This window comes from Elusimicrobiales bacterium (assembly GCA_041651175.1).
Taxonomy (GTDB): domain Bacteria; phylum Elusimicrobiota; class Elusimicrobia; order Elusimicrobiales; family Elusimicrobiaceae; genus JAQTYB01.
The window spans coordinates 17,006-41,298 of the sequence record JBAZJT010000004.1 but is presented as its reverse complement, the minus strand read 5'-3'; the positions used below and the strand labels follow the sequence as shown (position 1 = coordinate 41,298).

The following is a 24,293-nucleotide window of genomic DNA, read 5'->3' as shown; positions in this document are numbered from 1 at the left end:
TTACCTCCTATATGTATTTGAGCCTGTAGGCCGCGCCGCGCACGTGAAGGCCGCGCGGGTCCAGGCAATCCGAGCCGCCGCTTGGCAGCGCGCAGAATATCCGCCTGCCGCCGGGCGGAAACGAGTCTTCCCGCGCGGCGCGCAGCAGTTCGTCCACCCGCGCCAGCGCAAGGCCGCACAGCGAGTAATTTTCAGACACGGCTTCAAAGACCGCCGTCTCCTCGCGCAACGGCCCGATAAACGCCTGCCCCGCCGCGCAGCGGTACACCAGATACGGCGGCCTGGCGTCGGCGGCGGCGGAATTGGGGTATATTTTCCCGTCCGCGCCCGCCGCGCCCAGCAGCGCGCCCAGTTCCGCGTCCGAAGCCAGCAGCCGGTAGAGTTGGCGCATTATCATAGCCCGGCCTCCGCAAAAAGCGTCTGCAGCCGCCGCTCCACCGCTTCGTTCAACTGTTCAAACGCGGGCAGCAGAAACGGCCTTGCCGCCATGCGGCCCGTGCCATGCTCCAGATACGGCGCGTACGGCGCGCCCGCGCCGATGGAAAGCGAAACCTGCCCCTCCTCCGTTTCAACGGCATGCGAGACGGATGCGGCCAATGCCCCGTTTACAGAGCGCGGCGCCCCGCCGGGCCGGGAAGGCCCGTTGTCCCGCGCGGAGACGGAGAGGGTTTGGCGCAGCCGCTCCGCCGCCGCCAGCCCCTCCTCCTCAAGCATGGCGGCGACGCCCGCTTTCGCCGCCCCGCTTGCGGCGGAAAGCGCGGCGCAGACTTCACCGGCGTTGGCAAACGCGGCTTCAATTCTCATCGCAAACCTCCCGCAGGTAAAGGGCCGCGTAGCGGCCCGCCCCGCCGATATTTTCCGCGCCGGTTACGGTAAAAACGCGGCCCCCCGTTTTTATGCGCGAGGACAGCGGCTCCACCGCCCGCCATTTGAGGTAAAGGACATAATCGGATTCCAGCCAGCGCGTCTTGCCGGAGAGCCGCTCGCTTTGCGCGCGCCACCGCAGCCTGCACGGCACATTTGAGGCCGCCGCCTGCCAGGAGGGGCGGCTCTGCCCGCTGTCCTGGTCCTTAGAGAACAGGGCAGTCTCTATGTCGCAGCGCGAGTTGAAAAGCGAGGCGGGCGTCATAGCCTCTCCGCGCGGTAGATTTCCAGCAGCGAGCAGACTATGGGCGGCGGCCAGCCGTTGCGGTCTGAATAATCCACCACGTAATCGCCCAGCTGCTCGCGCGAGATGCCCTCCCCGCTTTCGCGGGAGAGGACGTCTTCCAGCCATTTCCATATCGCAAGCTGGATGTCGCGCGGCGTCTCCTCGGGGCGGGCGCACAGCCCGGCGGTATAATCCACCAGCGCGGCCCCGCGCGCGGCCAGCGGCAGCTTCACTATGCCGGCCTGCGAATCAAGCTCCACGCCGTCCAGCGCGATTTCGCTTCCGTTGAGGACTATTTTCGCCAGTCCCGCCGCCGGATACTGGTCCAGCGTGAATTTCCTGCCGCAGACCTCGTGCGGCTCGCCCAGGATGACGCGCCGGGCCAGCGCGCGCGAGCAGTAGGATTCCGCCGCCGCGCTCATGGATTCTATGAGCAGCTCTATAAGCGAATCCTTTGACGTGTCGTCCTGCGGTATTTGCAGGCTGGTCTTGGCCGCCGCAAGGGTTGTAAGCGCATTTGCCGATAAAGCCATGTATCCTCCGCCGGGGCGGGGGCGGACTGCAAACGCAATCCGCCCCCGCCGCCCTGTCATTTGAACTTCAGGCACGAGAACGCCGCGCCATAGGCGACGTCCACGGACAGCGCCTGCGAGAAGCGCAGCCATGTCTGGTCGCTCATGAACGCAGACTGGAGCTGCGAATCCACCCAGTCCGCCGCGTCCTGCGAGACGCGCACCTCCAGCTGCTGCCGGGGCGAGACTATCAGGTAGTTTTTGAATCTCCCGAACAGCGCCGCCGTCAGGTCGGAGCCGGTTCCCAGATTGGTCGGAATCTGGGAGCTTACGACATACGGCGTGTTCCAGAGCGTCGCGGGCAGGTTTCCCGCCGGCGGCTGCCAGATGTAGCTGCCTGTGGTGTCCTTGAGCGCCAGCAGCTTTTTAAGGCCGGTTCTGCTGAGCGCGATGACGCCGTCCCGCGCGTACTGCGCGTTAAGCGAGAACAGCAGCGAGGCGATGTCGTCAAAGCAGACGGAAGCGCCCGCCATGCTCACCTGGTTTACGCCGGAGCCGTTAAGCACCCCGTCAAAGGGGTCCCCGCCGGATACGCTGCCCGCCAGCGCGACGCGCTCTATCTCCAGCGCCATGTTCTCGGCCACTATTTCGGCCAGGAAGGCGGTGAGGTTTACCGCGCTGTCGCGCAGCAGCTCGTCGGAGCATTTGATTACGGCGGCCAGCACCTTTGCCACCTGCTCTATCTGGCCGAAGGTGGGGTTTGTAACGGGCCTGGCGGCTCCCTCGGCCACCCAGCCCACGGCCACGTTGGTGAGCTGCTTGGGCAGATGCCGCTTCCAGCCGGACATCGGAATCACGTTGGCCAGCTGCATGATGACGGAGACGTCGCCCATTATGCGCACCACCTCCGCCGTGAACTCCGCCGGCACGAGGTAGCCGCCGCCGGTGCCGCCGCCCTCGGCCAGCGGGGCGGCTTTGCCGTCCGCGGACATGCCGTAATGCTCCCGCGCGGCAATCAGGAAGTTGCGCATGTTGCCGAATTTCGCGCCGTAGGCGGAAGTCCACGGCTTTTCCGGCGCGTTGGCCGCGCCGGTCCTGAATTTCTCGGCGCGGGCGGCGAGGTCCTCGGGCGTCTGGGGCAGGAGGGCCTTTTTTTCCGGCGGGTGCAGGCGGCGCACGGCGTCCTCGGCGATTTTCTCGGCGTTTTCACGCGTGATGCAGTCGTCCAGCCGGGTTTCAAGGGTTTTTCTGAGTTCGGATATTGACTTTACCGCTTCATCGTATTCGTTCATGGTGTCTCCTTGTGTTTGGGTTTGTCAGCCCCGCGCCGGCGGCTGTGTTTTCGCTTTTCTGCGGCGCATGTCGCAGGTCCAGCGGTCTATGGCGCTTTTAAGCGAAAGAAGGCGCGAGGCCCGCGTGTTCTCGTCGCAGGAGCCGTCGCAGACCGCCTCCATCGCTTTTTTCATCGCCTCGGCCAGGGCGTTGGGGTCCGCCGGCACGGCCACCAGCGAAATCTCGTAGATGCGGGCCAGCGTCAGCTGCTCCGGCGACTGGGGGTTTTCATAAAGGAACTGCCCCGCCATGGAGATGCCGCGCGCGTGCCCCTCGGCGTAAACCTGCCGCGCGTGCGCCACCACCGGATAATCCGACGCGGAAAAAACCGCGCGGAAAAACAGGCCGGTTTCGTCTTCGTGCACGTCCACCACCGAGCCGGCCACATGGTCCACCGCGTTGACATGGTCTATCATCAGCACGGGGTTTTTCAGGAATTCCGCGCAGTCGTAGACGTAATCCCGCAGCTTCGGGTAGACGGCGGGAACATCGCCGTAGCGGTCCGGGCGGTTTTTGGTGTTGGCGTAGCCCTCTATGACGGTGTTTTGGCCCTGCTCGTATATTTTCGGGCGGTAAATGGGGACTATCTTGACCGCCGGCCTGCCGCGCGTGCCGCTTACGCGGACGCCTTTGCTCTCTGCGCTCATTGGGCGTCTCCTTTCGGGCGGGCGCTTTTGGAAAAAGGCAGCGCCAGCCCGTCTATAACCTCGTCGCGCGGGAAGCCCGCGCGCAGATACGTCTCCGCCGCCAGCGCGCGGCCCTGCTCGTCCTCGCGCAGCGCGGACACCTGCGAAAAATCGGAGTCCAGGTACAGGGTTCCCGTCCGGTCAAAATCCGGGAGCAGGAACTCGGTCAGCGTTTCGCAGGCGAGCTGGCATTTGGGCATCACGCAGCCCTGATAGAATATCCGCTGCTGCTCTCTGGTGCCGTACTGCGGCGCGTTGTCAAAAATGCCCACCAGCGCGGGCGGAACGCGGAAAATCGCCAGCAGCGCCTCGCGGCTGAATTTCATGCCGGCGATAAAATCCATGTCCTTCTGCGAGACCGAGATGGCCTGCCATTTAAGCCCGCCCTCCAGCAGCGCCACCTTATGCGCCCGGCGCGGCCCGGCATGGGTCTCGTTCCAGGAGCTTACTATGCGCCGCCGGGAAGCGTCGTCCAGCCGGGCCTCGCTGGAGAGTATGCCGGAGACCGTGGCGGAATTTTCAAAAAACGCGCGGTTGAAATTTTCCGCCGCCTCCAGGGATTCGCAGGCAAATCGCGCCGCGGCCAGCGGCGCAAGGCCGTAGAACCAGTCCAGCGGATTGAAATATTTGAAGTGGATTATGTCCTGCGGCGCGTACACGGCGGAGTTTGAGCCGGCGCGGTAGCGGTAGCCCTCCACCGGCGACTCCGCGCTTTTGCCGGGAAGTATTTCAACAAGATGGCTAAGCAGCGGCCACAGCTCGCCCGGCCTGCCGTTTGAAACCGAATCCTTAAGCAGGTATGCGTTGCCCGTCAGCTCCAGCGAGGCGGCCAGCCATTGCCGCAGCGCCCGCCCCGACATGAACGGATTGGGCCGCCACAGCAGCTGCAATGCCGCGTGTTTTTCCACATTGCCCCCTTTGCCGTTTTTAAGCAGCATGGGGGTGGAGGCCACCGCGTCCGCCACCGCTGAGACGCAGACATAAACCCATGCCCTGTCGGCATAGGCCCGCGCGTAGGGGCGGTAGAAATTAAGGGTGGGGTCCGGCAGTTTCGCTCCGGACAGCGGCAGCTCCTGCGCCGCCGGAGCGATAAACGATTTTCCGTATCCCAGCGTCTGCGCGGCGCGGTCCAGCATTTGCCTGAATATGTTCATATTCTCTCCTATATGAAGCTGATGTCCGGCCCCGGTTTGGCGCGCAAATGCGTGCGCGCGGCGTAGCGCGCCGCGTCCAGCGCATGGTCGTTGAAGCGCACCGGCTCGTCCAGCGCCGCGCCGGAGGGCGTGGTCCGCCAGCAGTAATTTTCAATCTCCTTTATTAAATTGGCCGAGCGGCGCGTTACCCGCAGCCGGAACCCCCTGAGGGTTTCAATGCCCTCCAGCACCGCCTTGTCGGTGGCGCGGGCGTCCCAGCCGCGCAGGACAAGCTCCTCTATGCGCGCCGGCTCGGCGCTGTCTGCGTATACCGGCCTGCCGGAAAGCTCCGGCGGGATAACGGCGCGCAGCCTCTCGCAGAGCGCGCTGTTGGTGAGGCCGGATTCGTAGAGCAGCTCGTCCAGAAAAAGCGCGCCGTCCTTGAGGTCGGCGCGCACCAGGGCGGTGGGGTTGTTGAAGCCGAAATCCAGCCCGAAAACGGTGTCGTCCGGGTTTTCGGGCGGAGAGTCCGCGGGCTGCCAGTCCGGGTAAACAAGCCCGCGCCGCATTCCCCACTGCCCCAGGCAGTAAACCCGCCAGGCGTTTTCGTCCTGCTCTTTAAGCCCGTTGATTGTCGCCGCATACTCCGGCGGCAGGAAGGGGTTGTCGCGCCAGGTGGAATGTATCACCTCCACATCCGGCTGGCGCATAAGCCGCTTTGGAATCCAGCCGCCGGTGTCGGAGGGGTTGATGCTGATGTAAATGCGGTTTTTCTCTCCGGGCGCGGGCTTTGCCGAAAGCCGGGTGGAAAGCGCCAGATAATCCTCCCACGAGAATTCGTTGGCCTCCTCCATCCAGATATAGTTGTATTCGGAGCTTTTTATTTTTTCCGGGTCGTCCAGCGAAAAGAATTCAAACACGCTGTCGCCGAGCTGATAGAGTTTTTTGCTTCTGCCGTGGAAGGCGCTGTCGTAGAGGCCGTAGGCCTTGAGCAGGTCTATCACCAGCCGGTAGGCGGTGCGCTCCAGCGCGGGCATGGTCTTGCGGGTAACGGCGATGCGCGCGCCCTGCTCGTTTGCGGCGCGCATGATGAGCAGTTGTGCCAGGCTGTGCGATTTGGAAGAGCGCGCCCCGCCCACATTTACCACCGCCGCCGCCCGCGCGGCGAGGTTGGCCGAGAATATCCGGGTGGTCCGCACCTCAATCCTCATGCGCGGCTCCGGAGTCGTGCGCCACAAACACTATCTGGGGCGGCTGCGCCGTTTTGGGGGCCAGCGCGCCCTTGCGGTATCTGTCCGGCAGGCGGTTTGAGAGCAAAAAACCCGTCAGCGCGGCGTTGCCGCGCAGCGCGGTGTCAAAAGCGGCAAGCTCCAGCTTGAGGCTGGCGCGCTCGTCAAATCTGGACCGGAAATCATGGTCGGAAAGCAGCCTGCCGTAAAGCTCCGGCAGCGAGAAGCCGGATTTTCTCAGCGCGGACGAGATATCCGCGCAGCGGCAGACCATTTCAAGAAAAAATTCCCCGGCATCCTGCGCGGAAGGGGCCTGTGGCCCGCTTTTTGAGGCCGCGGCCCGCGCCGCCGTCCTGGCCGCGCCGGCCTGCGCCGGAGGCTGCGTCCTGCCTCTGGAAGCGGCGGGCTTTTCCGGCCCGCCCGGCTGCGCGGCGCGCTGTTCCGCAGGGGAGGCGCAGTCATCATGCTGCGCCGCCTTGCGCCGCGAAAGCGGCGCGCGCCGCGCGGACGGCAGCGCCTTGTTATGCCCTAAAAAACCGCCTGTCGCCATGTTCAGGCCGCGCGAAACCGCGCGCCTCCGGCCCGTAAAGGGCCCGTATGGCGGCTCCCCAAGTCTGATACGATTGTATCAGAAACTGTTCAAAGTGTCAAGCGTTATTTTTTTCCGACGGGAAAAACCGCCCCACCGCAAAGCGGTTGGTTTCCTTATGATTTAACGGCGGTATAATCCACAGATTGACCACAGATTTTCACAGATTATCCGGACTTTTCCCTTATAAAAACCATGGCAGAAGCGCCCCGCTCTCCGCCACGGGCCTCCGCTGCCCAACCGCGGAAAATGGAGGCCGGAAAACGGAGGTTGACGCGGCTGCCGCCAGAGTATACAATTTCAAGTGAGAGGTGTTGCGCGGGAGGTTTAACCGGCAACCAAAGCGCAATTTGAGAAGTTTGGGCTTCATCGGCGCCATGCGCAATAGCATGGTGCGTTCGGAACGGTGGCCGCCGTTTTGTTTTCCTGCTTGATTTTATCCGCCATCTACCGGTTCAAAATTCTGCGCGCTGGCAATTCGCGCGTTTTGCGGAGTTTGGAGGCAGGGGATATGAATTCATTCGGCGCGGGGAAAATAATAGTTTCCGTCATAACGCTGGCAATCGCATTTGCCGCCGCTTACGCGGAGGAAAATATCAGCATCGCCAACGGCGGCAATCTGCGCATAGATGCCTTCGGGACCTGTAAAGTCGTAACCAACAATACGGGGCAGGCGCTTTACGTTCCGGTCTACAGCGCGGGCGAATGGACCGGAACAAACGGGTTTATAGCAAAGCACGGCGCCAATATAACGCTCAGCGAGTGCGGCTGCCTGGCGCAGTCCGTTACATGGTCAAATTGCAGCGGCAGCGTGGGCGCGCTGGCCCACGGGGGAAGCACGTCTGTCTCAGACTCCAGGTCCGTGTGGGTGGGCTCCGCCGTTACCGTAACCTGCAACAGCGGAACGTTGAGTCAAAGCTCGGCAGCCTGTTTTCATTGGTATAAGGGGACGGCGGGAGATTCCTGCACAACGACCTGCTCCTCGCATGGCGGCTACAATGCCGCCACCAAGACATATGCCGGCTCCACCGGGACCGACGCGCACTGCCAGTCGGTGGCCAGCGCGATAGGGCTGGGGTCATGGATGGGGGGCTGCTCTTTGCAGATTGGCTGTTCAAACAGTCTCGGCATGGGGGTGGCCAGATGCTCCGGCGACACCACGGCCGACGCAAGCGCTTACAACTGCCCGCGCGCCTGCGCCTGCAACAACTAACCCTGAAATTGGCGGCAGGAACCGAGGCGGCGGAGGAGCGGATGCTCCGCCGTTGCGGTTCCTGCCGCCAGTTGCGGCTTCAGCCGCCGCGCAGCCTGCGTTTGGCCTCCAACACGCCGCGGCAGCGCCGGGCGAATGCCCTGGATTGCCGGTTCGCCAGCATTCGCTTTTTCGCGTCATGCTTTGCCTGGCCGTGGAACATCTCCCTTTGCATCTTGAGGTAATTTTTCAGCCGGGCGGGCGGCAGCCTGCCGCCAGAGATTGCCTCCTTTACGGCGCAGCCCGGCTCGGTATCGTGCGAGCAGTTTCCGAACCTGCATTGCGCCGCCAGCTCCTCTATATCGGGAAAAGACGCGCCAAGCCCGCCCTCCGCGCATTCAAGCCCGAATTCCCGGATGCCGGGGGTGTCTATTATCCTTGCGCCGTTCGGGAGGATATAGAGTTGGCGCGCTACGGTGGTGTGCCTGCCCCGGCTGTCGTCTTCCCGGACGGGCCGCGTTGCCGCCGCCTCATAGCCGCAGAGCCGGTTTATAATCGTGCTTTTGCCCGCGCCGGAGGAGCCGGCAAAACAGGCGGCGCCGCTGCCCAGCAGCCGGATCACGGATTCCATCCCCTCGCCGGAGACGGCGCAGACGCATATTATCTCCGCGCCGGGCGCGCAGCGCGCGGCGGCGGCCGTCTTTTCCGCCAGCTCCGCTTCGGGGCAGAGGTCTTTTTTGGTGAGAATCACCGCCGGGGCCGCATTGCTGTCCCGGGCGGCGACCAGCAGCCGCTCTAGCCGGGCGGTGTTGAAATTGCCGTCCAGCCCCATCACTATGAACACCCTGTCTATATTCGCCGCCAGCGGCTGGGCGTCATGCCCGCCGGAAACCTCCTTTCTCAGCAGAATGGATTTGCGCGGCAGCACTTCATTGATTACCGCCTGCTCGCCGTTGTCATGCAATGTTACGGCCACACTGTCCCCGACCACGGGAAAATCCAGCCTTGAAACCGCGCTTGCCCTGAATTTTCCCGCCACCTGCGCAGGGATGGTTTTGCCGTCCAGATAAACACTGTAAGCCTGCCTGTGTTCCGCCGTTACGAGCGCGGTAATGTCGTTTTGCATTGTATTCCTCGTAAACCTGAATGTTTCAGTTGGATTGCGGAATTCGGCGAAAAATCGCTTCATACTGCCTTCACAAAATTATCCTTTTGCGCAGTGAGGCGCGCGCGGATAATTTTGTTCGGCATTATTTCGCGTTTTTTCGCCTCGTTTCACGCAACCAGCTGAATCATTCAGGTAAAAAGCGGCATGGCATTGCCATGCGCGGCTGCCGGCGCGCAAAAGCCGCCAGCCGGGAATTATGCCCCGCGCCTTCCTTCGGAACGGAATTGTTTACAGGGAAAAGGAGGCGCGACGCCCGCTTTTATATGCAATCTCCGGCATCTTGTAAGCCTCCTTTAATAGATTGGCTGCTGCAATTATAGTATACATCAAGTTTCGCGGGATAGCTATCCGCCGGCGGCGCGGGGCGCTGCGCTTGCGCGCGCGGCGGCATTGCCCGCTTTTTTGCCGGCGGCGCGGGCGCGCTTTAGCGCGTCCTGCGCGGCGCGGTCGCCGGGTTTGATTTTAACCGCGGCTTGCGCGTCGGCAAGCGATCGGGCGGCGTCGCCCAGGCGCAGGCTTACCGCGCTGCGGTTTACAAGCGCCTTGAAATCATAGGGATTCCTGGAAAGCGCGCGGTTGAGGTCGGCCATGGCTTCGGGGCCTTTGCCCATGGCCATATAGGCTATGGCGCGGTTGCTAAGCGCGGCGGACAGGCCGTAGCCCAGCTCTATGGCGCGGCTGAAATCGGCGGCGGCCTCGGCGGGTTTGCCGGTGGAAAGGTATATGCCGCCGCGGTTGAGGTAAGCCCCGCCGGAATCCGGCTTGAGGCTTAGCACTTTGTTCATGTCGCGCAGCGCGTCGCCGTAGCGGCGCATGGCTATGAACATAAAGCCCCGGTTGTAATAGGCGTCTATGAAATCCGGCTGGGCGGCGATGGCGGATTCGTAATCCTTCAGCGAATTATCGGTCATTTTAAGCGCGCCGTAGGCCGCGCCGCGCATCGCGTAGGCCTGCGCGCCGCCGTAGCCGAGATTTATTGCCTGCGACAAATCTTCCGCCGCCTGCCGGAAATTTTCGTTTTCAAGAAGCGTTTTTCCGCTTTCCAGATATGCGGGCGGGGAGTTCGGATCAATGCCGCTGTGTTCTGCCAGCCAGCGGCGCAAATCGTCCCCGCCGGACTTGGAGAGCATCGCCACCAGCGCTTTGCGCGCGCCGGCGTATTCCGGGTTCAGTTCCAGCGCGTGCAGATACGCGGCGCGGGCCGTTTCGGTGTCGCCCATAAGCTCGTATATGCCGGCCAGCCGCCCTATTACATCGGCTGCGCGGGGACTCATGGCGGCGGCGGTTTTAATGGCTATCAGCGCGGCGGTGTAATTTTTGCGTTCGGCATGCAGCACGCCCAGATTCTGCCATGCCGCGATATTGTAGGGCGAGATGGAGATTCCGCGCCGGCAGTCCGCCTCGCCGCCTTCAAAGTCGCCGCGCGCGATTTTCAGCCCGCAGCGCTGAATTATCAGCGAGGCTTCCTCAAGCTGCGTTTTGGGCGTTACCTTCATGCCCGTGTTTATGGCCGCTTCCGCGCCCGCATTGTCGCCCAGCGCGGCGCGCGCGTTGGAGAAATTGGCCCAGGCGTAAATGCTGTTCGGATGCTTGGAAAGCACGTCGCTCCACAAACTTAGCGAATCCTGCCATACCCGCGCGCGCGCGAAGGACATGCCGGCCAACACAAGCGCCGCCGCGCCGGCAAGCGCGAAAACGCGGCTTTTCAGCCGCGGGCTGGCGGCTATGATATTTTCCGCCGCTGCAATTGCGGCGCACAAAAGCCCCAGATAGGGGATATAGGCGTAATGGTCAAAAGTGATATTGGGCAACGTGGCGAAAAACTGAAGCTGCGGCCCGGTTCCCGCCAGGAAAAACAGCAGCCCGGCGACGGCGCGCCTGTCTTTTCTGGCGACGTAAAACAGCCCCGCCCATACTAACAGCGCGGCAAACGGGGACAGCAGGTAATCCCACGGCAGCGCCGTTCCCGGATTGGGGCGCGGATACATGGCCGACAGTCCCGCCGGCATTGCGAAACGGAAAGTATAGGCCAGCAGCGAATGCGCGGCTATGCAGATGCTCTGCCAGAGGCCGAAGCTGGCGCTCTGCACCTGCATATTGGCGGAATGCAGGGTGTAAAACGCCAGGGCGCCAAACCCCAGCGACACGGCAAACAGCGGGATTTTGTCGGCAAGAGAGAGTTTCCGCCGTTTCGCCCAGTCAGCAATCAGCAGCGCGACGGGCAGGAACAGTCCCTGCGGCTTTACCATCATCCCCGCGGCAAACAGCAGCGGAGACAATGCCAATAGCGCCCTGCCGCCGCCCGCCCGCCAGCGCAGGTAGGAGTAAAACGCCGACAGGAAGAACATCCCGTGCAGCACTTCCTTGCGCTCTGACACCCAGGCGGCGGATTCCACGTTCATGGGGTGAATGCCGAAAAACAGCGCGAAGAAAAAAGCGGCCCACACCCCCATTCCCAGTTCCAGCCCTATAAATAACACCAGCGCGCAGTTTGCCAGATGCAGCGCCAGATTGGTGGCGTGGTACATCTTCGGGTTGAGTCCCGCTATTTTGTAGTCCAGCGCGAGGCTCAGCATCGTTACCGGCTTGTAAAGCCCCCGGTGGAAGGTGGTAAACATCGCCTTGACGTTCTGCGCGTCAAGCTGCACTATCCTGGGATTGGCGACGACATAGGAGTCGTCGTCCCAGTTTACAAACCCGGCTTTCATCACCGGCGACAGCGAGATTCCGGTTATCAGCAGCACAGCCGCCAGCGCGGTTTTGACATTGAAATTTTTCATCGGACCTGCTCCCGGATAACGGAGGAACGGATTGCGCGTTCCGCTTTTGCGGCGGGTTGCCCGGCGCAGGCGGGGTTTTTCCGGGCCTGCTCCCGCGCGGAGACGGCTTTATCGTAATGCGGGTCCAGTTTTACGGCGCGCGAATAATCCGCCAGGGCGGCGGCGCAGTCCCCTTTCGCCAGAAATGCCTGCCCCCGATTGTAATGCGCGGCGGCGGAGCGCGGCTCCAGCTCCGCCGCGCGCGAGAATGCGGCGACTGCGCCCTCCGCGTCGCCAAGCCGCAGCCGCGCCGCGCCCATGCCGGAAAAAATATCAGCGTTCCCGCCGCCGGACGCGGAAGCCGCCTCGTAATCGCCGAGCGCGGCGCGGAAATCCCCGCTTCTCAGCCGGGCCTGCGCGCGCAGCGCCAGCGCGCCGGAGTTGAGCGGTTCCAGCCTCAGCGCGCGCGAAAAACCGTGCTCCGCGCATTGCAGCTCCCCCCGGGCAAGGCAGATCTGGCCTTTGTTGAACCAGGCGTCGGCGTAATTGGGATTAAGTTTCAGCGCGGCGCCGTAAAATTCCAGCGCCTTGTCGCGCTGCCCCAGCTTGAAGGCGCAGTTGCCCATGTTGTTGTATGCCCCGTCCGGCTCCGGGCTAAGCCGGGCGGCGCGCGCGTAATCGGCAAAGGCGGCGCGCAAATCCCCGCCGTCCCGCAGCAAATTGCCGCGGCTTATGTATCCCTCGGGCAGATTCGGGTTTATTTCCAGCGCGCGGTTGTAGTCCGCCATGGCTTTGCCCGGGCTGCCCGCGGTTTCGTGAATGAGCCCGCGCGTGAGCAGGTTGCGCCCCTCGCCCGGCTCGGCGGCTATGGCGGCGCCGGCGTCGGAAAGGGCGGCCTTTGTCTCGCCCAGCCGCAGATACGCCAGCGCGCGGTTGTTGAGGGCTATAGGCTCTCCCGGGTATTTGGATAATTCGTCGTTCCAGAGAGTCAGGCTGTTCTGCCAGGCGAAAGCGCGTTCCCGCGCCGCAAACGCCAGCGCCAGCGCCGCCGCCAGCAGCACGGCGCGGCCTTTAGGGGAATGCGCCAGCAGCTCCGCCGCCGCAAAAAACAGCCCGAAATAGGCCAGATACGAATAGTGGTCAAAGGCGACGCTGGGGCTTACCGGCAAAAATTGCAGCCCCGGCAGCAGCGCAGCCAGAAAAAACAGAATTCCGAAAATGACGCGCCTGTTCGCGCGCCACAGCCATAACGCCCCCGCAGCGACCGCCGCCGCGGCAAGCGGCGCGGCCACAAACACCGGCGGCAGCCAGCCGCCGGCCTTCTGCGGATAGGGATACACCGCCGCCAGGTCAAAAGGCAGGAAAAACCGCCGCACATAGCACAGCAGTCCGTAGCAGCCGACGCAGAAATTGTCAAACACGGTGAAACCGGGCCGCCGGAACAGCGCGTCCGCCTTGTTTACCGAAAATAATGCCGCCGCCAGAAATCCGCCCGCCAGGATGATATGCGGTATTTTGTCCTTCAGCGTAAATCTGCGCCCCTGCAGCCAGTCAACAAGCACAAGCGCGGCGGGCAGCATGAAGCCCTGCGGCTTGGACATCATGGAAAGCGCCAGCGCCGCCGCCGACGCGGCATGGCAAAGACGCGAGCCTGCGCGGCGGTATTCCATATACGCCAGCACGGACAGCAGGAAAAACATGGTGTAAAGCAGGTCTTTACGCTCGGCCAGCCAGAGGACGGATTCCACATGCATCGGATGCACGCCGAACAGCAGCGCGGCGGCAAATGCCGCCTCCGTCCCGGCAAGCAGGAATGCCAGTCTTCCCGCCAGCAGGCAGTTGCACAGATGAAGAATCAGATTGTCCGCGTGATAGGCCGCGGGATTGAGGCCGAACAGCTTATGCTCGGCGGCAAAGCTCAGCAGCGTCAGCGGCTTGTAGAGCCCCTTGTGCGCGGAGGAAAACGCCAGTTTTACGTTTTCTGCGGAAAAATCCCGGACAAGCGGGTTGTTTGTGATATAAACATCGTCGTCCCAGTTGGTGAAATCCGCGCTGACCGCCGGCATGAACAAAACCGCCGCCGTCGCCAGCAGGGCCGCAATCATCGCAGCCGGGAACCCTATTTTCATATCATGTGATTCTACATTTTATGACGTCGCCGACGCTTATATTCTTCTGTCCGCCGCAGAACAAGAACACGCTCTGCGCGCTGGCGGGCGCGCTGGATACCGAGCCGGAACTCTCCGGCTGGAGGCTGCTGCGCGCCGCAAACGCGGCGGAGTTCCAGGCCGCGCTCCAAACCGCTTCCGGCGCAAAGCCGCTGGTCGCGGCTTTCACGTTCTTTACATTCCAGGCGAAAGAGGCCTGCGGGCTGGCAGCCGCCGCCAAAGCGACGGCGGGGGGAAAAGTCCTGCTTGCCGCAGGGGGGGTGCATGCCTCGGCCCGCCCGCGCGAGATGCTGGAGCGCGGCTTTGACGCCGTTATCTCCGGCGAGGGCGAGGCCACGTTCCCCGCGCTGCTTAAAACCCTCGCCTGCGGCGGCGACTGGCGCGCGCTGCCCGGAATTTCGCATCTGGAAGGCGGGCGGCTTGTTTCCAATGCGCCGCCGCCGGCGGTTGATCTGGACAAATACCCGCCGGTATCGTTTCCACGCGATATTTTCGGCGCGGTGGAGATAACGCGCGGCTGCCCCAATGCCTGCAAATTCTGCCGCACCTCCGGATATTTCGGCGCGAAAATGCGCCACCGGGGGGCGGAGGCGGTGTTGGCCGCGTCAGCTGCGCTGGCGGCGCGCGGGCTGACGCATTTCCGCGCCATTACGCCGGATGCTTTCGCCTACGGCTCGCCGGACGGGAGGGCGCTGAACCTTCCCGCGCTGGAAAATCTGCTGGCGGGGCTTTCCGGCGCGCTGCATCCGGGCGGGGGCAAAGTGTTTTTCGGATCCTTCCCGTCGGAGGTCAGGCCGGAGCATGTTACGGCGGAAACCATAGCCCTTGTAAGGCGGTTTTGCGACAACGATAACATAGTCATCGGCGCGCAGACCGCAAGCCCGTCCCTGCTGGCGGCCTGCGGGCGCGGACATACCCCGGAGGATTTCATGCGCGCGGCGGAGATAACCGTCAGGGCCGGACTGAAGGCGAATGTGGATTTCATCTTCGGCCTGCCCGGCGAGACGGAGGCTGACGCCGCCGCCAGCGCGCGCTGCATGGAGGAGCTGGCCCGCATGGGCGCGCGCATACACGCGCACACCTTCATGCCGCTGCCCGGAACCGCGTTTGAGAACGAGCGTCCCTCCCCTTCGCTTGACTGTTATGAGCCGGTGATACGCAAACTAAACGGAACCGGCGCATTGTTCGGGGATTGGATAAATCAGCGAAGCATTTGCAATAAGGGTGTTTAGTTTATCAATTAGTTTTAATTTGATATGTATTGTTATTAAATAATTGACAAGAATACAAACTGCGTGTTTTCAAAGCACATTTTGTTGTAAAAGGATGATGATGTTGACAATGGTATCAATTTGATATAAACTGATAACATATGAAACTTCCAGTGCCGCCGCCAACAATTAACGACATACTGTTAAGGACCGGTTTGAATATTCTGTCCAATCCTGAAATGAAAGTTGCGCTGAAAGAATGGAACAGGAAATACTACTATTGGGAGCAATTCAGACAATTGCCGATGCCGGCGGGCATATCCGCCGAAAAAGCATGGGCTGCGAGGAAAATATATTCATTCGGACAGGCAAGGGAATTCCCGCTTCGCGACAGGGGGGGGCGGCATTTTTCGTACTGGCTTCCCGAACAGGCGCAGGAATGGCTGCATCTCATTGACAGGAATTCCGCTGTCAGCGCCCGGCTGGAGGGGATGCCTTCGCGCGAGGAGAGAATCCGATACATAATCAGTTCCCTTATGGAAGAGGCCATCGCGTCCAGCCAGATAGAAGGGGCCGCCGTTACAAGAAAAGAGGCCAAGGAAATGCTGCGTTCCAACCGCGCTCCGGCCAACAGGCATGAGCAAATGGTGGTCAACAATTACAGGGCGATTGAGGAAATACGGAGAAACCTCAAGGATGCGTCGCTGACTGTTGAGGCCATCAGGCGGCTGCATTCAATAGTTACCGAAGGCACTCTTGACACCCCCGCGGATTCGGGCAGATTCAGGCGCAGCCCGGAAGACGACGATGTCAAAGTTTTTGACGGGGAAGGCACCATTCTGCACACCCCGCCTTCCGGCGCGGAGCTTGAAGAGAGGATGAACAGGCTGATAGCCTTCGCCAATGATGATTCCGAGTTCATGCATCCGGTCGTTAAAGCCATTCTGCTGCATTTCTGGGTAGGCTACGACCATCCTTTCGTGGACGGCAACGGCAGGACGGCGCGGGCGATATTCTACTGGCACATGCTGCGCAGCGGCTACTCGCCTTTTGAATATATTTCCATTTCGCGCATAGTCCTCAAAAGCTCCGGGCAGTACATGCGCGCTTTCCTGCATTCCGAGCTGGACGGCGGCGACGCCACTTATTTCATCATGTACAATCTGCGCGTCATACATGACGCGGCCAGCGAGATAATGCGCCATATAGCCAGAAAAAACGAGGAGGCCGCCCGTTCCGCCGGCATGCTGCGGAAGTTTCCAGGGCTCAACCACAGGCAGCGGGAAATACTCGGCGACGCGCTGAAAAAGCCCGGCAGAATATATGCGATACGGAGGCACGCGCAAATTCAGAACGTCGCATACGGCACCGCCTATGCCGACCTTATGGATCTGGCAAAGCGCGGGCTTATGCTGAAAACAAAAAGCGGCAGAAACTATGTGTTCATCGCCTCGGAAGGGTTTGAGGCCAAATTGCAGGCCGATGCAGACCATACCCTATAAAAACCTGCCGGCGGCGCCGGGCGTCTATATCATGCGCGACGCCGCCGGGAAGATAATATACATCGGCAAGGCCAACAGTCTGGCCGCGCGGGTGGCGCAGTATTTCCAGGCCTCGCGCGCGGCGGGGGACTGGAAAACCCCGGCCCTAGTGCCGCTTATCCGAAAGATAGACTGCATCGTCTGCGACAGCGAGCGTGACGCGCTTGTGCTGGAGCGCAAACTCATCAGGCTCCACCAGCCGTTTTTCAACAGCATGTGGAAGGACGACAAATCCTACCCGTATATCAAAATCACGGACGAGGATTTCCCGCGCATTCTGGCCGTGCGCCGCAAAAGCGGCGGCGGGAAATACTACGGCCCCTACCCGGACGCGGCGGGCATAAAAAGGCTGCTGCGCTATTTCTGGCGCAGCCGGCTGCTGCCGCTCAGGCCGTGCAAATGGGAATTTTCGCTGTCCAAACCATTGGACACGCGCAGGATAAACGGCTGCCTGTATTTCCACACCGGGCAATGCCCCGCGCCCTGCGCCGGCAAAATCAGCCGGGCGGATTACCTCAAAATAGTCCGCCGCGCCGCCATGATTCTGGAGGGAAGGCTGGGGACGCTGCTGAAGCGGTTTTCCGCCCGGATGAAAAATTCCGCCGCCGCCATGCGCTACGAGGAGGCCGGGCTTTACCGCGACCTGGCGCGCGCGGTGGAGCATATGGGCCAGCGCGCGCGGGTAAGCCGCGTGGGGCCCGGGCAGCTTGAGCGCGAGATGGAAACCTCCGCCGCCGCCGCGGAGCTGGCACGGCATATCGGCCTTGCCCGCCCGCCGGTGCATATAGAGGGGTTTGACACCTCGCATCTTTTCGGCAGGCAGCCCGTGGGCAGCATGGTCTGTTTTATTGCCGGAAAGCCCAACCGCGCGCATTACCGCCGCTTCAAAATCAAAACCCCGGCGCCGGCGCGCGGCGGCGACGATTTCGCCATGATAGCCGAGATTACGGGCCGCCGCCTCGCCCGGCTGAAAGCGGAGGGCGGGCCTTTCCCCGACCTGCTGCTTATAGACGGCGGCATGGGCCAGCTTGCCGCCGCCTGCCGCGCGGCGAGCGGGCAGGGCGTCAGAATTCCTATAATCTCCCTTGCCAAGGAGCGGGAGGAGATATTCGTCCCGGGCCGGCGCGGGCCGGTTGTGCTGGACCGCGCCAGCCCCGCGCTGCGGCTGCTGATGGCCGTGCGCGACGAGGCGCACCGCTTCGGAATAAAGTATCATAGATGGCTGAGGAGCAGAAAACTCGCAGAGGATTTATGAAAAAACTAATCATATTTTCCGCCGCGCTGGCGCAAGCCATGGCGCTGTACGGCTGCCGCAAACCGGTGGTGGAAACGGGCGCGCGGGTGGAGCTTAAATACTCGCTCTACAGCGCCGGGAAATTCGTGGAGGCCAAAGTAGTCTCCTGTTCTTACGGTTCGTGCGGGCTGCCGCCCGCGCTGGAGACCGAGCTTGCCGGAAAAACCGCCGGGGCCGTTTTCAAGCTGCATCTTCCGCCTGAAAAGGCGTATCCGTACCAGAAGGAACTGGTGCATGAAGTCGCCATGTCGCTTGTGCCAAAAGATCGCAAGCCGGTTACAGGCGACAAGATGGAAGCCGCCACCAGCGACGGCAAAAAGCTGGCCTGCGTGATTAAAGACACCGGCAGAAAGCATATCGTGCTGGACTGCAACCATCCGCTTGCCGGCAAAACCCTGGATTACGAGGCCGAGATAATCTCCGTAAACAAATGACGCTGCTGCGCCTGACAAAAAAACTTCCCCCCGCAGCGCAGCCGGCGCGGCCCGCGCTGCCAAAGCGCGTCCTGTCCGCGCTGGAGGAGTATCCTCCTTTTTACCGGAAGGTGTGGCTGGCCTGCGCCGCCATCCCCAGAGGCTGCACCCGCAGCTACGGCGAGATTGCGCGGGACGTCGGCTCGCCGAAGGCGGCGCGGGCGGTGGGGCAGGCTCTGTCCAAAAACCCCTTCTGGCCGCATGTGCCGTGCCATCGCGTCGTCTCTTCCGGCGGGGGGCTGGGCGGCTTTTCCGGCGCGGGCGGATTGAAGCGCAAAAAACAACTGCTGGAGGCCGAGGTTCAATAATGCTTACGGTTCTGGTGGTGGATGACGACAGAAGCATACTGGAACTGCTCAAGATTGTGCTGGAGGGCGGCGGCTACAGCGTCATAATCGCGCAGGACGCGGAATACGCGCTCCAGGTGCTTTTGAACGAGCCGGTGGACATGGTGCTCTCCGACATCAATATGCCGGGGCTGGACGGCTACCAACTGCTGCATAAAATACGCGGCAACAGGAAACTGGCCTCCATCCCGGTAATGCTGCTCACCATACGCGCCGACGCGATGAGCGCGCTTAAAGGCATGGAAATCGGCGCGGACGAGTATCTGCCCAAGCCGTTCACCAAAAACCAGCTTCTGACCCGCATAAAACAGATGGAGATAAAGCTTCCGTTCAAGCCGCCGGAGGAGAATTTATGACAAAGGCCATTGCTGCCGCGCTGCTGGCCGCTTTCTGCCGCGCGGCCTGCGCGCAGACGGTAAACGTCATCTATCCCTACGAGGGCGCGAAAATTCCGCCGGTGAAAAACAATTTTATTTTTGGCAATGTCTCCCCGTCCACCGCCTCGCTGGCCATAAACGGCGAGAATGTGACGGTCCACCCCGGCGGGACTTTCATAGCTTTCCTGCCGCTTGGCCCCGGCAATTTCCAGTACAGGCTGGAGCTTAACGACGGGACGACGGTCCATTCCTTCGTGCGCAATGTGGTTGTGGAAACGCCCGCGAAACTCTCCGCCGACGGTCCCGGGGCGGACGAGACGTCGCTGCTGCCCTCCTCCGACATCGCGCTCCAGCCGGGGGACTGGGTAACGGTCTCCGCGCGGGCCGGCGAGGGGGCGAAAGCCTCTTTCTCCATACGGGGCGTCGCGAAAAATATCCCCATGGCCGAATCTCCGGGCGGGATGTATTACGGCGCGTATCAACTGCTTGCCGAAGACGCGGCGGAAAACGCGGAGATAAGATTCCGCTTTGAAAAGAACGGCAAAACCGCCAGATACGCCGCCAAAGGAAGGCTGACCGCGCTGCGCGGACGCCGCTGGGAGGTGGAATGCTCCACCGACACCATTCCGCTGCGCACCGACGCGCGCGGGTATTTCATGTTCCTCCAGCCCGGCACGCGCGGCTCCGCCGACGCGAAGATAGGCGGCCTCTACCGCATACGGCTCAACGATGCCGAGTCCGGCCTTGTGGAGGAATCCAAGCTCCGCTTTCTGCCGGAAGGCACCCCGCCGCCGCATGCCGCCATGGGCAGCATATTCATAAAGGCGGGGAACCGCTCCTCCAGGCTCAACATAGACCTCTCCCGCAACGTCCCATACGCCGTGGACGAGCGCGATGGCGCGCTGGAGGTTACGTTTTACTACACCGCCGCCAACATGCAATGGGTCGTCTACGATTCGTCGGACGCCATAGTGCGCGACGTGCGCTGGAAACAGCTTGACCCGCAGACGGCGCGCATCACCGTCAATCTGGCCGAAAAGCTCTGGGGCTATGACATGAGCTGGAACGGAAGCGGGTTTTCGCTGGAGCTGCGCGGCAAGCCCGTCCTTTCCGCCGCCACCGCGCGCCGCCCGCTTGAAGGGCTTAAAATAATGCTGGACCCGGGGCATTCTCCCAAATACACGCCGCCGCTGGACGGCGCGATAGGCCCTTCCGGCTATTACGAATTTGAGGCCAATCTGGCAATCGCCAAACAGACGGCGCAGGCTCTGGGCCTGCTGGGCGCCAATGTGGATCTGACGCGTTACGGTAGCGAGCAAATCCCTCTGGCCGAGCGTCCGCGCATAGCCGCCCGCGCCAAAAGCGACATCTACATCTCCATACACAATAACGCCCTGCCCGACGGCGTCAGCCCGCTTGGCGGCGACAGGGGTTTTTCGGTCTACTTCTACCATCAGCAGGGCATGGACCTGGCCCGCGCGGTTTACTCTTCCTATCGGAAAAATATCCCCCTGCCGGACGAGGGGCTGCGTTACGGCGATTACCATGTGGCGCGGCTGACGCAGATGCCGTCCATCCTGATAGAGAATGTCTACATGGTGCTGCCGGAGCAGGAGGCCATGGTGATGGACGCCGGCTTCCGCGACAAGCTGGCCCGCGCCATAGCCGAAGCTGTAACCGCGCTTTTCGCCGCGCCGCCGCAGCGTGAGGCCGCGACCGCCAAGCCGCGCCATGCCGCGGCCAGGACGGTTTCATCCGATAAGCCCCGCGCGGCTGCGCCGGTTGCCGCAAAGGAAAAACCCCGCCGGGCCAAATCACAGGCTGTCAAAGCAGGGGCTGCCAAACCGGCTCCGTCGCGCGCCAAGTCCGGCGCGGCGAAAAAATTCTCCGCCGGTTCCCTCAGGGTAAACGCGGCGCCCAAGGAAAAAACGCCGGCGCCGCTTCCGGCCCGGACGGAAGAGCGCAAATAGCCGCAATTCGACCGCACATTAACCTGAAAATTTCAGTTGGCCGCGGGATTCGGCGAAAAACCGCGAAATAGGGTCCGCTGCATCAGACCAGAGGGCCCATGCCGTATCGGAAGAATGGTGCTACAATTTTTATGAGGCAGCCGAACGAAGCCGGACATCAGAAACTCGCAAGATAATATGATCTGCACAAACGGGTTTTTTCGCAAAACATGGCTGGTATTTCTGTATGCGGTTCTGCTGGCCGCCGCGGCGCGCGCGCAGGAACTGGTCATCAACGCGCAGGGTTGCCTCGCCCTTTCAAACGGCGCGCCGCTGAGCGGCTACCAGGCCGGCGAAGCGGATTTTGGACCCTGGCGCGATTCTCCGGCGCGGGAGCAGGCTGTCGCACGACAGGCAATGAACCCCGCGCTGCGGATAATGCTGCCGGAAGAGCTTGCGGCTGTCATGGCCTATACCGGCAGCATATACAAATACATCAACTCCCCGCTCTGGCACGGAAGACTGCCGGACAGTCCCGGCGAGATAAGCACGATAAAACTTCTGCTTTCCGGAATAAACAAACTCCCCGATTACAAAGGCGGGGTGATACGCGCGGATTTCTACAAACTGGCGTCCGGCGGCAATTCCGACTGTGCAACCGTTGAGCGGCGCGCCGGCGAATACAGGGCGGCCATGGCGCAGCGCAGGCCCTTTATTACGCGGGGATTTTTAAGCGCAAGCCGCGTCACCAATCAGGCGACGCGGCGGCAAATAATATCCGAAAGCGATATTGTGCTTAAAATACATGCCCTTACCGCCAAATCGCTTGAGGGCATATCCATAATGCGAAACGAGGATGAAGTTCTGTTCAGGCCCGGCTCCAGATTTGCGGTGGTCAAGGAAACTTCCCAGGAAATCGGTCTGAAATCCGGCGGCAGGGAAAGACGGTATCAGTTCACGCTGCATGAACTGCCGCAATAAAATCCCGCTTTTGCGCGAAAGAAAACCTCCTGCCGCAACCTTAACCTGAAACTTTCAGGTTAAACAAGCCGCCCCGCGCCGGCGGCGCGGGGCGGCGGATTTCAAACGCGGGTTACTTCGTCATCAAAAGCCTGCCGTCTTTCACCGCCAGTTTCCAGCCGCCAAGCTGGGGGATGGCCGTCGCCTTCTCCGAAAGCGCGTTGGCGTTTATCATGATATACTCGTCGGTTTTCTGCGCCGGCAGGAAGGTGAGCATGGATTTGGAAGGGGATATCACAAGCTCGTGGTTTGCGTCCTGCGTAATCCCGTGCGACAGAAACACCATATACTGCCTGTCCAGCGAAACACGGCGGGCCCGCCTGTCGCGCGCGGCGAGGATTTGGGTTATGGTCATGCCGAAAACCTGGCGCCCGTTCCGGGTTACGGTAATGATCTGCCGGTCGGTGTTGTCGGTGTCCTCCACCATCAGCTTGACCGTATAGACAGGGTTTCCGGGGCCGTCAAAGTAAATATCCTTCTGCCCGGATTTGAAAATGCCGTAATTGGCGATATTATAAAGATTCGCGCCGTAAACCGCCCCGGAATCCGTCCTGAACATGGCGAAATACTGGGTATCCTCGCAATTGCCGCCTCCGGCGCAGTTGGGCACCTTGGCAAAAGAGACATGTGCCTTTTCCTTTGTGGTCTGGAACACGGCGTCGGTAATCAGATAGTCATCCAGCATGGGGGCCAGTTCAAGCCCGGCGTCCGCGCGCATGGCGGCATCCGGCGGCTGTTCCGGCGATTTCAGGCCGGACAGGCAAAGCAGGTCGGACATAATTCCGGCGCACGCGGGAAGCGCGAATGCCAGCGCGGCCAGCAGCGATACTGCGGTTTTTTTCATACCCACACCTCTCGGAGCGATTTTGTTCCACATCAAGTTTACGCGAAACGGGAAATGCCGGGGAAGGGCCGGAGGGCCTATATGACAACGCCGCGGCAGCGGCCTTCGGAGGCGGAGAGGATTTTTACCCGCGCAAGCGGCGAGCCGGGATTTCCGTCCAGCGCGACATTCACAAAACTCCCCGTGATGCCGCAGGCCGCGCCGTTTTTGCAGGTTTCCACGGTTACAAGCTGCGTTGACCCGACCAGCGCGGCGGCAAAGGCGCGGCGCAATTGTTTGTCCAGCGCGCGCAGCTTTTCGGCGCGGGCAAATGTCGTGCGCGGGTCAAGCGGTTTCAGCGCGGCGGCGGCGGTGCCGGGGCGCGGCGAATAGCGGAACACATGCAGCCCCGCGAAACCGGCTTCAGAGATGAATTCATGCCCTGCCGAAAAATCCGCCGCGCTTTCCTGCGGATAGCCGGCTATAACGTCGCTGTATATCCCGGCGGCGGGCCAGGCCTTTTTGATTTTTTCCAGGACGGAGAGGTAAAACGCGCAATCGTAATTCCTGCCCATGGCGCGCAGCGCCGTATCCGCGCCCGACTGAAGCGGGATATGGAAATGCCCGCAGAACCTGTCCCCTCCCGCCAGCGCGGCGGCCACGAGCCCGTCCGAAACGTCGCGCGGCTCTATTGAAGACAGCCGCACCCTGAAATCCCCGCCCGCGCGCCATATCCCGCCCAGCAAATTCTCCAGCCGCGCGCCGGTATGCGGGCAGCGGTAGCAGCCGATATTGATGCCGGAAAGCACTATTTCGCCGTATCCGTTCTCCGCCAGCGCCGCGATTTCGGAGAGTGCCTCCTCAACGGGTTTGGACGAGACATGGGGCCGCGCCAGCGGCACTATGCAGTATTTGCAGCCGCCGGAGCAGCCGTCCTGGATTTTTACGAAGGCGCGGCTGCGCCCGTGATGCGAGGAGGCGCGCCAGCCGAAACCCGGCGCCTTCTCCGCGCCGAAAAATTCCGACGGAATATCCTGTTTGCGGTGGTTGGGTATTATTTCCGCGCGCGGCGCGTTTTCCAGCACGGACTGCGGCGACACCGAGGCGTAACAGCCCGTGGCGATTATGCGGCAGCCCGGATTGCGCCGCGCTATAAGCCGCAGCAGCCGGGCGCAATCCTTGTCTGCCCCGGCGGTTACGGCGCAGCCGTTGATGACGGCGGCGTCCGCCTCCTCAAACCGCCGGCATATCTCATGGCCGGCGGCGGAAATGCGCTCGCGCAAAGACTGGGTCTCGGCCTGATTCACCCGGCAGCCGAATGTCTTGAGATATATTTTCAT

23 protein-coding genes are annotated in these 24,293 nt (G+C 61.8%); 9 read left to right on the top strand and 14 right to left on the bottom strand.

The window, feature by feature from the left end; genetic code table 11:
• Positions 1 to 7: 7 nt before the first annotated feature.
• Genes WC421_03500 through WC421_03460 form a run of 9 tightly spaced genes read right to left on the bottom strand, consistent with a single transcriptional unit; the run spans position 8 to position 6,592 of the window.
• Positions 8 to 397 (bottom strand): hypothetical protein, encoded by a 390-nt coding sequence (locus WC421_03500; GenBank protein MFA5161289.1) that lies wholly within the window; start codon positions 395 to 397, stop codon positions 8 to 10.
• Entirely contained in the window at positions 394 to 804 is a 411-nt protein-coding gene (locus WC421_03495; GenBank protein MFA5161288.1) for an HK97-gp10 family putative phage morphogenesis protein, read from the bottom strand. The genes WC421_03500 and WC421_03495 overlap by 4 nt, the downstream gene beginning before the upstream one ends.
• The gene (locus tag WC421_03490) at positions 794 to 1,129 is read right to left on the bottom strand and encodes a hypothetical protein (GenBank protein MFA5161287.1); all 336 of its coding nucleotides are present in this window, start codon (positions 1,127 to 1,129) and stop codon (positions 794 to 796) included. The genes WC421_03495 and WC421_03490 overlap by 11 nt, the downstream gene beginning before the upstream one ends.
• Positions 1,126 to 1,683: a phage head-tail connector protein gene (locus WC421_03485; GenBank protein ID MFA5161286.1), complete on the bottom strand. Its 558-nt coding sequence runs from the start codon at positions 1,681 to 1,683 to the stop codon at positions 1,126 to 1,128. Before WC421_03485 ends, WC421_03490 begins: the two co-directional genes overlap by 4 nt.
• Before the next feature lie 56 nt (positions 1,684 to 1,739).
• On the bottom strand, positions 1,740 to 2,954 hold the full coding sequence (locus WC421_03480) for a phage major capsid protein (protein ID MFA5161285.1): 1,215 nt from the start codon (positions 2,952 to 2,954) through the stop codon (positions 1,740 to 1,742).
• Positions 2,955 to 2,978: 24 nt separating this feature from the next.
• Positions 2,979 to 3,641 carry an HK97 family phage prohead protease gene (locus WC421_03475; protein ID MFA5161284.1) on the bottom strand — a complete coding sequence of 221 codons (663 nt, stop codon included), beginning with the start codon at positions 3,639 to 3,641 and terminating at the stop codon, positions 2,979 to 2,981.
• Entirely contained in the window at positions 3,638 to 4,834 is a 1,197-nt protein-coding gene (locus WC421_03470) for a phage portal protein (protein ID MFA5161283.1), read from the bottom strand. Before WC421_03470 ends, WC421_03475 begins: the two co-directional genes overlap by 4 nt.
• Positions 4,835 to 4,842: 8 nt before the next feature.
• Complete coding sequence (locus WC421_03465) at positions 4,843 to 6,024, bottom strand: PBSX family phage terminase large subunit (GenBank protein ID MFA5161282.1); 1,182 nt, start codon at positions 6,022 to 6,024, stop codon at positions 4,843 to 4,845.
• Positions 6,014 to 6,592, bottom strand: a complete 579-nt coding sequence (locus tag WC421_03460; GenBank protein MFA5161281.1) for a hypothetical protein — start codon at positions 6,590 to 6,592, stop codon at positions 6,014 to 6,016. Before WC421_03460 ends, WC421_03465 begins: the two co-directional genes overlap by 11 nt.
• A 550-nt stretch (positions 6,593 to 7,142) precedes the next feature.
• On the opposite strand from WC421_03460, the gene WC421_03455 reads away from it, so the two are divergent.
• Positions 7,143 to 7,844 (top strand): hypothetical protein, encoded by a 702-nt coding sequence (locus WC421_03455; protein MFA5161280.1) that lies wholly within the window; start codon positions 7,143 to 7,145, stop codon positions 7,842 to 7,844.
• Positions 7,845 to 7,923: 79 nt separating this feature from the next.
• Here WC421_03455 and rsgA read toward each other — a convergent pair whose 3' ends face one another.
• The 3 genes from rsgA to WC421_03440 form a co-directional block, all read right to left on the bottom strand.
• Positions 7,924 to 8,949 carry a ribosome small subunit-dependent GTPase A gene (gene rsgA, locus WC421_03450; GenBank protein ID MFA5161279.1) on the bottom strand — a complete coding sequence of 342 codons (1,026 nt, stop codon included), beginning with the start codon at positions 8,947 to 8,949 and terminating at the stop codon, positions 7,924 to 7,926.
• 386 nt (positions 8,950 to 9,335) lie between these two features.
• The gene (locus WC421_03445) at positions 9,336 to 11,771 is read right to left on the bottom strand and encodes a tetratricopeptide repeat protein (GenBank protein MFA5161278.1); all 2,436 of its coding nucleotides are present in this window, start codon (positions 11,769 to 11,771) and stop codon (positions 9,336 to 9,338) included.
• Entirely contained in the window at positions 11,768 to 13,879 is a 2,112-nt protein-coding gene (locus tag WC421_03440; protein MFA5161277.1) for a tetratricopeptide repeat protein, read from the bottom strand. The genes WC421_03445 and WC421_03440 overlap by 4 nt, the downstream gene beginning before the upstream one ends.
• A gap of 20 nt (positions 13,880 to 13,899) precedes the next feature.
• On the opposite strand from WC421_03440, the gene WC421_03435 reads away from it, so the two are divergent.
• The 8 genes from WC421_03435 to WC421_03400 all read left to right on the top strand — a co-directional run bounded on the left by WC421_03435 (position 13,900) and on the right by WC421_03400 (position 22,091).
• Positions 13,900 to 15,150: a TIGR04013 family B12-binding domain/radical SAM domain-containing protein gene (locus tag WC421_03435; protein ID MFA5161276.1), complete on the top strand. Its 1,251-nt coding sequence runs from the start codon at positions 13,900 to 13,902 to the stop codon at positions 15,148 to 15,150.
• 218 nt (positions 15,151 to 15,368) lie between these two features.
• Positions 15,369 to 16,631 (top strand): Fic family protein, encoded by a 1,263-nt coding sequence (locus tag WC421_03430; protein ID MFA5161275.1) that lies wholly within the window; start codon positions 15,369 to 15,371, stop codon positions 16,629 to 16,631.
• A complete protein-coding gene (locus tag WC421_03425) occupies positions 16,612 to 17,925 on the top strand; it encodes an excinuclease ABC subunit UvrC (GenBank protein MFA5161274.1) in 1,314 nt (437 codons plus the stop codon). The genes WC421_03430 and WC421_03425 overlap by 20 nt, the downstream gene beginning before the upstream one ends.
• The gene (locus tag WC421_03420) at positions 17,922 to 18,398 is read left to right on the top strand and encodes a hypothetical protein (GenBank protein MFA5161273.1); all 477 of its coding nucleotides are present in this window, start codon (positions 17,922 to 17,924) and stop codon (positions 18,396 to 18,398) included. The genes WC421_03425 and WC421_03420 overlap by 4 nt, the downstream gene beginning before the upstream one ends.
• Positions 18,395 to 18,745 (top strand): MGMT family protein, encoded by a 351-nt coding sequence (locus WC421_03415; protein MFA5161272.1) that lies wholly within the window; start codon positions 18,395 to 18,397, stop codon positions 18,743 to 18,745. The genes WC421_03420 and WC421_03415 overlap by 4 nt, the downstream gene beginning before the upstream one ends.
• Positions 18,745 to 19,140: a response regulator gene (locus WC421_03410; protein MFA5161271.1), complete on the top strand. Its 396-nt coding sequence runs from the start codon at positions 18,745 to 18,747 to the stop codon at positions 19,138 to 19,140. Before WC421_03415 ends, WC421_03410 begins: the two co-directional genes overlap by 1 nt.
• Positions 19,137 to 21,131 carry an N-acetylmuramoyl-L-alanine amidase gene (locus WC421_03405; protein MFA5161270.1) on the top strand — a complete coding sequence of 665 codons (1,995 nt, stop codon included), beginning with the start codon at positions 19,137 to 19,139 and terminating at the stop codon, positions 21,129 to 21,131. The genes WC421_03410 and WC421_03405 overlap by 4 nt, the downstream gene beginning before the upstream one ends.
• 177 nt (positions 21,132 to 21,308) lie before the next feature.
• Positions 21,309 to 22,091, top strand: a complete 783-nt coding sequence (locus tag WC421_03400; protein ID MFA5161269.1) for an ADP-ribosyltransferase — start codon at positions 21,309 to 21,311, stop codon at positions 22,089 to 22,091.
• A gap of 112 nt (positions 22,092 to 22,203) precedes the next feature.
• Here the strand turns inward: WC421_03400 and WC421_03395 are convergent, their stop codons facing one another.
• Together WC421_03395 and WC421_03390 are read right to left on the bottom strand one after the other, a co-directional pair.
• On the bottom strand, positions 22,204 to 22,974 hold the full coding sequence (locus WC421_03395; GenBank protein MFA5161268.1) for a hypothetical protein: 771 nt from the start codon (positions 22,972 to 22,974) through the stop codon (positions 22,204 to 22,206).
• A 77-nt stretch (positions 22,975 to 23,051) separates the two neighbouring features.
• Positions 23,052 to 24,293, bottom strand: a complete 1,242-nt coding sequence (locus WC421_03390; GenBank protein ID MFA5161267.1) for a MiaB/RimO family radical SAM methylthiotransferase — start codon at positions 24,291 to 24,293, stop codon at positions 23,052 to 23,054.